Here is a 12,634-nt window from a genome sequence, read left to right on the forward strand (position 1 = left end):
GGACTGGACCAATTCGATGAAGCATTTTTTCAATCGCAGGGATACGATCGTAACTGAGGCACTGGACGGCTTTCTCGGCACGACCGGCGCCGGCGATCTCGCTCGCCTCGACGGCTATCCCGAAATCAAGGTCGTCCTCCGTGCGGACTGGGATAAGAGCAAGGTCAGCATCATCTCCGGCGGCGGGGCCGGGCACGAACCCGCGCATGCCGGCTTCGTCGGCGTGGGCATGCTGACGGCGGCAGTATCAGGCGAGATCTTTGCTTCGCCGAGCGTGGAAGCAGTATTGGCCGCCATCCGCGCGGTAAGCGGTCCCGCCGGGTGCCTGCTGATCGTCAAGAACTACACCGGTGATCGCCTCAACTTCGGCTTGGCAGCCGAGAAGGCGCGCGCCGAAGGCTTCCGCGTCGAGATGGTGATCGTCGCCGACGACATTGCCCTGCCGGATATTGCCCAGCCGCGTGGCGTTGCCGGCACCTTGTTCGTGCACAAGATCGCCGGCCACCTGTCGGAAGCCGGCAACGATCTGGCGACGGTTGCCGCTACGGCGCGGGCCGCGGCGGTGGACATCGTTTCACTCGGCATATCGCTGTCGTCCTGCTCGATCCCCGGCCAGAGCCATGACGAAAGATTTGGCGCCGACGACGCCGAACTCGGCCTCGGCATTCATGGCGAACCGGGCGTTGAGCGGATTGCGGTGCAAAGTGCCGAAAGGCTGGTTGCGATCATGTCGGAGCGCCTTGCCGCGCGGCTCGATCCCGCCAGTGACTACGCCTTGCTGATCAACAATCTCGGTTCGGTGCCGCCGCTGGAAATGTTGCTTGTCACCAATGCGGTGTTGGCTTCACCGCTGGCACGAAAGGTGACGCTGACGATCGGGCCCGGGCAGCTTATGACGGCGCTCAACATGAACGGCTTTTCCCTGTCGCTGATCCGGCTCGATGCGCCTCGCGAAGTAGCCTTGCGGGCGCCGGTCGGCCCTCACGCCTGGCTGCCGGCAAGAGCCGTTCGCCCAGTGAGCGTCGTGCCGGTGGCCAAAGCCACCGGCCCGAACAACGCGTCAAAAGCCAGCCAGGATGCACGCACCGAGCAGTTGGTTGTCGCGGTCTGCGAACGGCTGATCTCGCTTGAAGGCGCGTTGAACGGACTGGATGCCAAGGCGGGAGACGGCGACACCGGATCGACTGTGGCGGCCGGTGCGCGGAGCGTGCTTAGCCGCCTTGAGACACTGCCGCTCGCCGACGCTGCCGCAACGCTCGCCACCGTCGGCGACATACTGAGTACCAGCATGGGCGGCTCCAGTGGCGTGCTGCTGTCGATCTTCTTAACCGCCGCCGCGCAGGCGTCGAAATCTGGCGAAACGCTTCCCAAGGCGCTTCTCGTCGGCCTGGATCGGATGTCCTTCCATGGCGGAGCGAGGGTCGGCGATCGCACGATGATCGATGCCCTGGAACCCGCCTTGAGGGCGTTGGATAGCGGCAGTCTGGAGGACGCGGCGGTCGCGGCGCGACGCGGCGCCGAGGCCACCGCGGCCATGCGCAAGGCCAAGGCCGGGCGGTCCGCCTATATTGGCAGCCAGCTCGACGGCGTGGTCGACCCCGGCGCCTTTGCCATCGCCGAGGTCTTCACTGCCCTCGCTGCGTTGCTCGAACCCGCTTGACTGGGGAAAAGAATGCTTCAATTGCCGGATATGCAATTTTCTCGTACTGCCGGCAGCGCGGAGGCCAGGAGCATGGGTGATATGGCGGTAGCGGATCTTTCCAGGCTAATCGAGGCGGCGGCAAACACCATCGCCGCCCATGCCGAAGAGCTGACCGGGCTCGACCAGGCGATCGGCGACGGCGACCATGGGCTCAACATGAAACGCGGCTTCGAGGCCGTGCGGGCCGAGGCCGGCGCGTTCGCGGCAAAGCCGTTGCCCGAGGCGCTGAAGGCGATCGGCACCAAACTGGTGATGACTGTCGGCGGAGCCTCCGGACCCCTGTTCGGCACGCTCTTCATGGCGCTCGGCAAGGAGATTTCCGCCGCGCCGGATCGCGCCAATCTGGCTGCGGCCTTCGGCAAGGCGATCGAAGCGGTGGCCGCCAGAGGCAAGTCGCAGGCCGGGCAAAAAACCATGCTCGATGTGCTGCAGCCGGTGCATGAGGCCCTGCTGCAGGGAAGGGCGGCAGCGGACATCGCCGAGGTCGCTGACAACGCAGCCGAGGCGACCGTGCCGATGAAGGCGTTGCGTGGGCGCGCCTCCTTCCTTGGCGACCGTTCGATCGGTCATATGGATGCCGGCGCACGCTCGACCGCGCTTCTGGTGCGGGCCGTAGCCGAGATAATCGAGAGGCGCGCATGAGCAATGTCGGCATCGTCATCGTATCGCATTCGCCGCTGGTCGCCGAAGGCACCGCCGATATGGTGCGGCAGATGGTCGGCGACGAAGTGCCGCTTGCATGGTGCGGCGGAAACGGCCATGGCGGGCTGGGAACCAATGTCGAGGCGATCATGGGCGCCATCGACAAGGCCTGGTCGGAGGCGGGTGTCGCCATCCTCGTCGATCTCGGCGGCGCCGAGACCAATAGCGAGATGGCGGTCGAGATGATCGGCGAACCACGCGCCCAGAAGATCATCGTCTGCAATGCGCCGATCGTCGAAGGCGCGGTGATGGCGGCGACCGAGGCTTCCGGCGGCGCCTCGCTCAAGGAAGTGGTGGCGACGGCGCACGAACTGTCGCCGTCGTGAGTGAACGGGAACTTTGACAAGCATGTCCGCAGCAGCCGAAGCCAGCGTCCTGATCACACATGAGGTGGGACTGCATGCGCGTCCTTCGGTGAAGTTCACCAAGCTTGCCAAGACGTTTTCGGCCGACGTCGAGATTGCGCTCGCCGCCAACGGGCCATGGTTCGACGCCAAGAGCATCGTCAAGGTGATGGCTGCGAAAGCGCCGAAAGGCACTGTCCTGCATATCAGGGCCAGAGGCGACGGCGCCGGCGAGGCCGTCGGGGCACTGGTCGAGCTGGTGCGGCGCGATTTCGACGAAGGCAAGGACCATGCCCGAACCGCTTAGGCTGCAGGGCATTTCGGCATCGGCCGGCTATGCCGAGGGGCCGCTGTTCGACCTCGACCAGGCTGCTGTGCGTTATGTCCGCAAGGCGACTGCCGCGGACGAGAAAGCGGCGCTTGAGGCCGCCATCTCCATTGCCGCAGGCCGGCTCGCGATATTGATCGAAACCAGCGACAGCGAGGCGTCCGATATCCTCGAATTCCAGCTCGCCATGCTGGAGGACGATGCGCTGACCGCCCCGGCCTTTTCGCACATCGCCGAGGGCATGGCCGCTGATGTGGCTTGGCGGCAGGCACTCGACGCCGAAATCGCCGGCTACGAAACATCCGAGCAGGACTATTTCCGTGCCCGCGCCGCCGACATGCGCGATATACGCGACCAGGTGCTGCGCGCACTGACCGGGGGCGGCGACATTGCCGCGCCGGCGGGCGCGATCCTCTACGGCGAGGATATCGCACCGACGCGCTTCCTCGAAACCGACTGGAGTGCGGGCGGCGGCATTGCGCTGAAAGCCGGAAGTGCCGCAAGCCATGTCGCCATGCTGGCGCGCTCGCGCGGCGTGCCAATGATAGTAGCGCTGGGGCCGGCCGAACTCGGTGCTTCGCCGGCTCACCTTGCCGAAATCGCGCTGCTCGATGCCGAACATGGCGGCATCGTATTGGCACCTTCGAAAGCGGAGATCGCCATATTCCGGCGATCGTCGTTGTCTTTCGCGGCGCATCGCGGCAAAGCGGCAGCCTATCTGACAAGGCCTGCGGCAACGAAGACCGGCATAGCGGTCCGGGTGCAGGTGAATATCGCCGATCCGTCCGATGTCGACAGCATCGATGCTGCGACGTGCGACGGCGTCGGGCTGATGCGGACCGAATTCCTGGTCGGCAAGACGCTGCCGGACGAGGAGACGCAATATCGCGCCTACCGCAAAGTGCTGGAATGGGCAGGCGACAGGCCGGTGACGATCCGAACCGTCGATGCTGGCGGCGATAAGCCTGTGCCGGGCCTGACCGTCGAGGAATGTAATCCATTCCTTGGCCTGCGCGGGATCAGGCTGTCGCTGGCGCGTCCGGAGGTCTTTCGCATACAGATCCGCGCCTTGCTACGTGCCGCCATGCACGGCAATCTGAAGGTGATGTTCCCGATGATCGCCGTCCCGGAAGAATATGAACGCGCGACGGCGCTGTTCGCGGAAGAGCAGGCTGACCTTTTCGCGCGCGGCATCGCGCACAAAATGCCGCCGCTTGGCATCATGGTCGAGGTGCCGTCGGTGGCCATCGTACCGGAGGTATTCGCCGAGGCCGCTTTCTTCTCGATCGGTTCAAATGATTTGACCCAATATGTGATGGCCGCCGCTCGCGACAACATTTCTGTCGCACATCTGAATTCCGTCAGGCACCCGGCCGTGCTCCGGCTGATCGCCTCCGTTGCCGCCTTCGGCCGCGAGCATAATATCCCGGTCAGCCTGTGTGGCGATGCCGGCGGCGACCCCGCCTCGATCCCGGCGCTGCTCGAAACCGGCCTGCGTGACCTCTCCGTCGCTCCCGCCCAACTCGCGATGGCCAAGGCGGCCATCGCGGACGTTTCGATCTAGGGCCCCGGCATGGCAGACAAGGCGTCGCAATCCGGCCCCGAAGAGACTATCCGCGCCTACAAGACGATCCTGTCGCAGGTGATCGACCAGCGCCCATCCGGCATGCGCCAGCGCCTCGCCGACGCGCTCGGCAAGCACCGCAGCTTCGTCACGCAGATTTCCAGCCCGGCCTATTCGACGCCGATACCATCGAAGCATTTGCCGGCTATCTTCTCCGTCTGCCATTTCAGCCCGGCCGAACGTGATCATTTCCTTGAAGCATATCATCGGGCGCATCCGGGAAAGATGTCGCTGGCCGCAGGCATGCGGAAGACACGCCATGTCTCGCTGATCGTTCCCGATTTCGGCGACGATAAGCAGAATGCGGCGCTCGACCGGGCGGTCAATGATTTCATCCAGAAGATCACCAGCATCGCCGGCAAGGGCAGCTGACGCTGGGCTATTTCGGGAGGACAGCCATGAAGAAATTTCTGAATTCGGTCGACACGGTGCTGACCGAGAGCCTCGACGGCTTCGTTGCCGCGCATGCCGACATTCTGGCGCTTGGCGAGGAACACAAATTTGTCCGCCGCAAGCTGCTCAAATCGGGCAAGGTGGCGCTGATCTCCGGTGGCGGCTCGGGTCACGAGCCGCTGCATGGCGGGTTCGTCGGGCACGGCATGCTGGATGCCGCCTGCCCCGGGCAGGTGTTCACCTCGCCGACGCCGGACCAGATGATGGCGGCCGTGGAAGCCGTCAATACGGGCGCCGGCTGCCTGTTCATCGTCAAGAACTACGAGGGCGACGTGATGAATTTCGACATGGCCGCTGAAATGTCGGAAGGCGTGATGCAAATCGTGACCAATGACGACGTCGCGGTCGAAAACTCGTCCTACACCACCGGCCGGCGCGGCGTCGCCGGTACGCTGGTGGTCGAGAAGATCGTCGGCGCGGCGGCCGAACAAGGCATGCCACTGGAGTCTTTGAAGGCGCTGGGCGAGCGCGTCAACGGCGCAACGCGCTCGATGGGCGTGGCGCTGACCAGTTGCACCGTGCCGGCGGCGGGCAAGCCGACCTTCGACATCGGCGACGGCGAGATGGAGTTCGGGGTCGGCATCCATGGCGAGCCCGGAAGGCGGCGCGACACGTTGAAGAGCGCCGACGCTATCGTCGAGGAGATCTGTACCGCGATCCTCGGCGATCTGGGCGACGGCGCCAAAGGCCGGGCGCTGCTCTTCGTCAACGGCTTTGGCGGCACGCCGCTGATGGAGCTTTATCTGATGTACAACAGCGCCCGCAAAACCTTCGAGAAGCACGGCGTGACGGTGACCCGGTCGCTGGTTGGCTCCTATGTGACTTCGCTCGACATGGCCGGCTGCTCGATCACGCTGAGCATGTTCGACGCCGAGACGGCAGTGTTTTGGGATGCGCCTGTGCACACCGCCGCGCTGCGCTGGGGCATGTAGCGGCGGAGAATGCCTCAGAGATAGTCGGTGATAAGACCGACAGCAGCAGCGTGGTGCATCGCCAGACTGTTGTCCTCCTCACCCTAGGTAAGATAAGGGACTCAGCGGGCTTGCGGAGTTGGGGCATGCCTTACAATTGGGATCGGGCGCCGACAGGTTTCGAGCGTCATGGGAAAATGCTGGCAGCCGCCTTGCTGATCGCCGGCGGGGTTTGCCTCATGCTCGCTGCGCTGCCGCTTTAGGAATCAACTCGAGTAGCAGATTATTTCTCAGCGGGTTGTCTCAACGCGCCTGCCCTGTCACGGCTATGAAACGGCGGTCACGCCCTTCAAATCCCTGGCTGAAACGCTGCACGAGTACGACAAGCACGCCTGCTTTGCGGTCGGGGGTGAATGCGTAAGATTCCGACAGGCTGTAGGAAGTCGGGCAATTCCTCGAACCCGGCACCGCCCTGTCCTCATGCAGCAGCTTGATCGGCTTGCCGTCCTGACCCTGCAGCGTCAGGCGAAAGCCGAGCGCCTTGCCGGTCGTTTCGCCTTGCTGCGTCCTGTCGAAACTCGATGAACAATCCGCCGTGCTGTCGGCAAGGATCTGGTCGAGCTGGATGGTCGAGATGCCAAGCTCGTCATAAGTCGGCCAAAGCCATTTCTGCGAGACTTGCTCGAGGCGCGCAATGTCGTTGTAGGCGACCATGTCGTCGGGAAAGGTGAATTTGTCGAAGCCCGTCCGCTCGCCGCGCAGTGCGATGGCATATTTGGCCAGCAACGGCGCTGCCAGCTCGGCGGCCTGTGCCCTCGCCTGCGCAAGTGTCAGCGTCGAATCCTCCGTCTCGTCAACGATGAGGATCGGCTTGCCGCCGACGAACTCATCGGTGCGGGTGTCGATGATTTCGATCTCCGACCAGCCCGAATCCGAAGCACCGGCATCGAGCGTGCCGTACTGCTCGAAGGCGAAATAGTTGCCGTCGGGCGAAAAGCCGATGATGCGCCGTGCCGCCGCATCGCCGGCCTGAGCAGCTGAAGCGAGTGCGAACGCCAGCGTCGCAACGACGGCAAATCCAAGCTCGTATCGCAGTTTCATCGCGCCCTGCCCCCAATGTCGAAAATTCGGCCGTATCAGCCCCGCAGGCCACGACGACCCTGCATTTGCGGCCGAATTAGACCGACGGCAAACGAAAAGCACAAATACATGGTTACAGAAAGCAGCATACGCTATTTCAAGGACAGCAAACATTCCTGGGGAGCAAGCTGGATGGCGTCACGCTACCACGAGGTCTATGATGGCTGGAAACGCGACCCGGAAAAATTCTGGGCCGATGCCGCCGGCGCAATCGACTGGTTCTCGCCCTTCGAGACCGTGTTCGATGCCAATGCCGGCGTCTATGGCCGGTGGTTCAATGGTGCCTCGTGCAACACCTGCTTCAATGCCGTCGATCGTCATGTGGCGGACGGCCGCGCCGACCAAATAGCGCTTATTCATGACAGCGCGATTTCGGGCACAATCAGGAAATTCACCTATGCCGAGTTGAAGCGCGAGGTGGTCGCACTGACCTCGGTACTCAAGAATCGCGGCATCCAAAAAGGCGATCGCGTCATCATCTACATGCCGATGGTGCCGGAAGCAGCCTTCGCCATGCTTGCCTGCGCGCGGATCGGCGCCGTGCATTCAGTGGTCTTCGGCGGTTTTGCCTCACATGAGCTCGCCACGCGCATCGACGATGCCAAGCCGAAGCTGATCATCTCGGCGTCCTGCGGCCTGGAGCCCGCGCGTGTCGTTGCCTATAAGCCGCTGCTCGACAAGGCGATCGAGATGTCGCGGCACAAGCCCGAAGCCTGCCTCATCCTGCAGCGCGACCAATTGCGCTGCGAGCTCAGGGAAAACTACGACATCGACTATGCCGACGCTGTGGCGCGGGAGCGGGCCGCGGGTGCCAATGTCGACTGCGTTCCGGTGCTTGCCACCGATCCGCTCTACATCATCTACACGTCCGGCACGACCGGCCAGCCAAAGGGCATCGTGCGCGACAATGGCGGCCACATGGTCGCGTTGAAATGGTCGATGGAAAACGAGTTCGGTGTGAAACCCGGCGAAGTGTTCTGGGCGGCTTCGGACGTCGGCTGGGTGGTCGGCCATTCCTACATCGTCTACGGCCCGCTGCTGCATGGCTGCACGACGGTGCTGTTCGAAGGCAAGCCGGTCGGCACGCCCGATGCCGGCACCTATTGGCGTGTGATCGCCGAGCATGGCGTGGTCGCACTTTTCACCGCGCCAACCGCCTTCCGCGCCATCAAGGGACAGGACCCGAGGGGCGAGTTCGTCCCGAAACACGATCTGTCCCGGTTCCGCACGCTGTTCCTTGCCGGCGAGCGCGCCGATGCGGAAACCATCAAATGGGCCGAGCAGAAATTGAACCTGCCGGTGATCGACCACTGGTGGCAGACCGAGACCGGTTCGCCGATGACCATCAATCCCGCCGGACTGGGCCTGCTGCCTGTCAAATACGGCTCGCCCGGCATGCCGATGCCCGGCTACGACATTCGCGTGCTCGACGATGCCGGGCATGCGGTCAAGCGCGGCACACTGGGCAACGTTGTGGTCAAACTGCCATTACCGCCCGGCTGTCTGCCGACGCTGTGGAATGCCGACGAGCGGTTTCGCCAAGCCTATCTCGAGGAGTTCCCCGGCTTCTACAAAACGGCGGATGCCGGCATGATGGACGAGGACGGCTATCTCTATGTCATGGCCCGCACCGACGACATCATCAACGTCGCCGGCCACCGGCTGTCGACCGGCGCCATGGAGGAGGTGTTGGCCGCGCATCCCGACGTTGCCGAATGCGCCGTCGTCGGCATCGCCGATGCGATGAAAGGCCAGGTTCCGCTCGGCTTCGTCGTGCTGAATGCCGGCGTCGACCGCGACGCGGGCATCATCGAAAACGAGGTGGTCGCGCTGGTGCGCGAACGGATCGGCCCGGTCGCCGCCTTCAAGACGGTGGTGACGATCAAGCGCCTGCCGAAGACGCGCTCCGGCAAGATCCTGCGCGGCACCATGCAGAAGATCGCCGACAAGGAGAAATGGAGCATGCCGGCGACGATCGACGACCCCGCCATCCTCGACGAGATCACCGCCGCGCTGAACGGCCGTGGCATCGGCCTGTAAGACGCCGAAGCCGAGTTGCGTCCGAAGCTCCGGTATGGAACGACCGGTGCCAGACATGGTATCCACGCGCTGCGTCGCCAGGTTGTTTCGAGATCGAGGCGCATTCATAGCCATACGAGACGCCATTCGTGACCTTGTTCCAGCGATCGAGAAAGCCCCGGACCGTGGCGCGCCAGCGGCTCGAGATGGATCTGCAGGACACGGTCGTCTATGCGATCGGCGACGTGCATGGCTGCTATAAGGAGCTTCGCTCCCTGGAGCAGAACATCCTGGTCGATTCTGCGTCTTTCGAAAGGCGCAAGCTCATCATCATGCTCGGCGACTACGTCGATCGTGGCCCCCAGTCGGCGCGCGTGCTCGATCATCTGCTGGCGCCGCCACTCCAAGGCTTCCAGCGCGTCTGCCTTGCCGGCAACCACGAAGTCGTGATGCTGAACTACCTCGACGGGATCATTTCGAGAGAATCGTGGCTGGCGATAGGTGGCCTGCAAACGCTGTTTTCCTACGGCGTTGATCCGTCGCGCATGGCCGATCTCTACGGTTCAAGCGAGGAGGTCGACCGGCGCATCCGGGAGATCATTCCAGCCGGCCATGTCAGCTTCATGCGTGCGCTGCCGGTCATGGTCTATTCGGCCAAATTCGTGTTCGTACACGCCGGCATCAGGCCCGGCATCGAGCTGGCCGCGCAAGACGAGGACGACCTGCTCAACATCCGCTCGGAGTTCTTCGAAGCCGCGCATCTTCTCGAACGTTATGTCGTGCACGGGCATACGCCGGTCGACATTCCGAAGCTTGAGGGACGCCGGCTTGGCATAGACACCGGCGCCTTCCAAACCGGCCAGCTGGCCGCCCTCAGGATCGTCGACAACCGCGCGAGGCTGATATTTTCCTAGAGCGGGAAGGTCTCAAGCCGCCTGCTCATGAGTGGGTGTAAAGCGCTGGGTTGTCTTGCTCGCTCGGACGCCAGCAGCGTCGCATATCCCAACCGTGATGGCTTAAAACACTGCGAGGTACTTCAGCAGCGAAATGATGCCAATAATGATCACGACAATCTGGGCAATCTGACGAGTGCGACCATCAAGCGGCAGCCGATTGACCAGATACAGCACCAGAATGATGACAAGGAAAGTGATCAGAATGCTGATCAACGGAGTGCCGGCCATTGTCCCTCACTGTATGAAACGTAGAAAAAAGCCAGCACACCGCGTCGAGTGAAGATTGCCCATGCTTGTTCGAGCCGTAGCACCTGACAAGTGATTCGAACAGCCTGGCTGGCGGTGTCGAAGGCTGTCTGGCACGCCACAGAACCTTAACCTCTTTAAATCGTTTTAAATCCGAGAAGGGATATCAACCATTCCTTCAAAGGAGATTTATGAACAAGATATGTGGCGACGGTCGACTACAAGCCGTGGATGAAGCGGAAATCCAACCGCAATCGCAATTTTTCGCGCAACGATGGCGTAAACTGGATCGGTCATCGCGGCTATCGTGAATACCATCGCGGTTATCGCCGTCATGGTGACTACTGGTTTCCTCTGGCGGCCTTCGCTGCCGGCGCGGTGATCAGCGGCGTGATCATTAACAACAACCAGAACCCGGTCGATCGCGGCGATTCGCATGTACAGTGGTGCTACGACCGATACCGGAGCTATCGAGCTTCAGACGATACATTCCAGCCTAGCTATGGCCCTCGGCAGCAGTGTAATTCGCCGTACTGAAACGTAAGGTTTTTGACCGCATCAACAACCTCGCATCGCGCGGGGTTTTCGTAGCGGCGCCAAGGCGGCGATGGAAAAGCGAAAGTAGCGTGGATCTCGGCTTGAGTGTCTATTCCAGACGGAATTCGACAGCGTGCGCTTCAGCCTCGGCAATGAGGCCGCCGTCGACGGCGGCTTCGAACGCTTTGGCAAAATACTGATCATCGGAAGTCTGGTGATCCTGGCCCGAAAGATCGATCGGATACGCGCCGATCACCCGGCCCGTAATTTTCTCGATTACTGTCACCGTCCGCTGCATTGGTTTCTTCTTCAATTAAACGGAACCTATAGCACAGAGAATAGGAACATCAGCGGCAGCCGCTCGCGAGCGGCTTCGCAACGTTCGAGCTACACCACCTGAGGGGACACGACCTTCAAGGCGATATTCGGAACAGCCGCTTGAAACGCATGCCAAGCACCAAACTATGCTGCTTTCGGCATCCGCGACGTGAACGTCGCTCTGGTAATGGCAATCGTCGTGCCAGTATTGCCCGTGACCGTGTCAATGCGTGCTTCAAGCTGTTTGACAAGCGCCTCGACGATCGCTGTCCCCAGTCCCGCACCTGGAATGTCGCGAACGGGTTTGCCCCACCCGTTGTCCGATACGGTCAACTTCCAATCCTCCGCATCGGTCTCATAGGTCACCAAGATCAGCGACCTTTTCTGTCGAGAATGCATACTTGATGGCGTTGAGAACGAGCTCGGTAACGATCAGGCCAAGGCTGACCGCCTTCTGGGAATCTATCCTTCCATTTTCCGCCATAACGTTTACAGCAATAGCCTGTGCTTCCCCGATCATCGAAGCGGCCAAACTGCTGCAAAGCTTGGACAGATAAGAACCAACCTCGATTTCGTCGGCACCGGTTGAGGCATGGAGATGCCGCTGCACTTCTGCTACCGACAGCACGCGTTGATGGGCATCCTTCAGGTGCTGCCGCGTTTCATCTGAGGTGACGGACCGAGCCTTCAGCAGCAAAATGCTGGCGATGATCTGCAAGCTGTTGGCGACCCGGTGCTCCATTTCGCGCAGCAGCACATCCTTCTGCCGCAGCAGGTCTTCGGTGCGGCCGAGAAGTTCTTCCTTTTCCCTTTCTATGGCGCGGCGCGCCGTGATGTCATTGAAGGCGAGCAGGATGGTCGCGGCTGAACTGTGGTCGTAAAGGACCTTCCGCGCGTTGAGCAGCATCGTGCGCCGGCCGATATCGGGGAAATCATGCTCGACCTCGAAGCCGTCCATGGCGGTCTTCTCGGGAATGATCGTCTCCAAGAGCAGGTGAAGCGCTGGAATGTCCCACTGGCCGTCGCCCAGCGCGTAGAGCAGCGAGCCGTGCGTCTGCTCGGGGTCGACCCTGAAGGTCTGATAGAAGGAGTGGTTGGCCGCCAGCACGCGAAAGTTCTCATCGAGAACGAGGAAGGGTTCGACCATCGTATTGACGATGGCCTGCGCCAGCGTCTGCGCGTCTTCGATATTCGCAATGGGATGGAACATAGGCTTCGAGGCCAATCCAGGGGCTGTTTCCCCTTGATTTTCTTTCTACCGGGTCGCCAAGCACCTGTCGCGAATTGAATCGGCCTGACACGAGTGAGCGGCCGGTCCGTGCGCACAATTGTTTTAGGAATGGCCTTAGGACAC

Annotated in this window: 12 protein-coding genes and 2 pseudogenes; 10 read left to right on the plus strand and 4 right to left on the minus strand. The window is 62.0% G+C overall.

Translation table 11 applies throughout. The features are described from left to right. Nucleotides 1–16 precede the first annotated feature (16 nt). The 7 genes from NKH71_RS15910 (at nt 17) to dhaK (ending at nt 6,085) form a co-directional block, all read left to right on the plus strand. On the plus strand, nt 17–1,660 hold the full coding sequence (locus NKH71_RS15910; protein WP_352483979.1) for a dihydroxyacetone kinase subunit DhaK: 1,644 nt from the start codon (nt 17–19) through the stop codon (nt 1,658–1,660). 81 nt (nt 1,661–1,741) lie between these two features. Then, entirely contained in the window at nt 1,742–2,344 is a 603-nt protein-coding gene (gene dhaL / locus NKH71_RS15915; RefSeq protein ID WP_352483978.1) for a dihydroxyacetone kinase subunit DhaL, read from the plus strand. Continuing rightward, the gene (gene dhaM, locus NKH71_RS15920; protein WP_172220312.1) at nt 2,341–2,730 is read left to right on the plus strand and encodes a dihydroxyacetone kinase phosphoryl donor subunit DhaM; all 390 of its coding nucleotides are present in this window, start codon (nt 2,341–2,343) and stop codon (nt 2,728–2,730) included. The genes dhaL and dhaM overlap by 4 nt, the downstream gene beginning before the upstream one ends. A gap of 22 nt (nt 2,731–2,752) precedes the next feature. Further along, nucleotides 2,753–3,055 (plus strand): HPr family phosphocarrier protein, encoded by a 303-nt coding sequence (locus tag NKH71_RS15925; RefSeq protein ID WP_023717966.1) that lies wholly within the window; start codon nt 2,753–2,755, stop codon nt 3,053–3,055. Then, nucleotides 3,039–4,640, plus strand: coding sequence for a phosphoenolpyruvate--protein phosphotransferase (gene ptsP / locus NKH71_RS15930; RefSeq protein ID WP_352790626.1), 1,602 nt, complete (start codon nt 3,039–3,041; stop codon nt 4,638–4,640). Before NKH71_RS15925 ends, ptsP begins: the two co-directional genes overlap by 17 nt. 9 nt (nt 4,641–4,649) lie before the next feature. Further along, the gene (locus tag NKH71_RS15935) at nt 4,650–5,072 is read left to right on the plus strand and encodes a hypothetical protein (protein ID WP_352790627.1); all 423 of its coding nucleotides are present in this window, start codon (nt 4,650–4,652) and stop codon (nt 5,070–5,072) included. Between the two features lie 26 nt (nt 5,073–5,098). After that, on the plus strand, nt 5,099–6,085 hold the full coding sequence (gene dhaK / locus NKH71_RS15940) for a dihydroxyacetone kinase subunit DhaK (protein ID WP_352790629.1): 987 nt from the start codon (nt 5,099–5,101) through the stop codon (nt 6,083–6,085). A gap of 282 nt (nt 6,086–6,367) precedes the next feature. Here the strand turns inward: dhaK and NKH71_RS15945 are convergent, their stop codons facing one another. Further along, nucleotides 6,368–7,165: a DUF2259 domain-containing protein gene (locus NKH71_RS15945; RefSeq protein ID WP_352790630.1), complete on the minus strand. Its 798-nt coding sequence runs from the start codon at nt 7,163–7,165 to the stop codon at nt 6,368–6,370. A gap of 171 nt (nt 7,166–7,336) precedes the next feature. Here NKH71_RS15945 and NKH71_RS15950 point away from each other — a divergent pair, with 171 nt between their 5' ends. Together NKH71_RS15950 and NKH71_RS15955 are read left to right on the plus strand one after the other, a co-directional pair. Next, on the plus strand, nt 7,337–9,244 hold the full coding sequence (locus tag NKH71_RS15950) for a propionyl-CoA synthetase (protein ID WP_352790632.1): 1,908 nt from the start codon (nt 7,337–7,339) through the stop codon (nt 9,242–9,244). Between the two features lie 128 nt (nt 9,245–9,372). Continuing rightward, nucleotides 9,373–10,137, plus strand: coding sequence for a metallophosphoesterase family protein (locus NKH71_RS15955; RefSeq protein ID WP_023717973.1), 765 nt, complete (start codon nt 9,373–9,375; stop codon nt 10,135–10,137). A 102-nt stretch (nt 10,138–10,239) separates the two neighbouring features. Here the strand turns inward: NKH71_RS15955 and NKH71_RS15960 are convergent, their stop codons facing one another. Next, nucleotides 10,240–10,407, minus strand: coding sequence for a Thivi_2564 family membrane protein (locus NKH71_RS15960; protein ID WP_023717974.1), 168 nt, complete (start codon nt 10,405–10,407; stop codon nt 10,240–10,242). Between the two features lie 222 nt (nt 10,408–10,629). Between NKH71_RS15960 and NKH71_RS15965 the strand changes: the two are divergent. Then, nucleotides 10,630–10,962: pseudogene (locus NKH71_RS15965) on the plus strand (BA14K family protein); the annotation flags it as partial. A 109-nt stretch (nt 10,963–11,071) separates the two neighbouring features. On the opposite strand, the gene NKH71_RS15970 reads toward NKH71_RS15965, so the two are convergent. Together NKH71_RS15970 and NKH71_RS15975 are read right to left on the minus strand one after the other, a co-directional pair. Next, a complete protein-coding gene (locus NKH71_RS15970) occupies nt 11,072–11,260 on the minus strand; it encodes a hypothetical protein (protein WP_352495744.1) in 189 nt (62 codons plus the stop codon). A 164-nt stretch (nt 11,261–11,424) separates the two neighbouring features. Then, nucleotides 11,425–12,490 (minus strand): annotated as a pseudogene (locus tag NKH71_RS15975) (sensor histidine kinase). Between the last annotated feature and the right edge of the window lie 144 nt (nt 12,491–12,634).

Source organism: Mesorhizobium sp. M0983, from assembly GCF_040318975.1.
Lineage (GTDB): Bacteria > Pseudomonadota > Alphaproteobacteria > Rhizobiales > Rhizobiaceae > Mesorhizobium.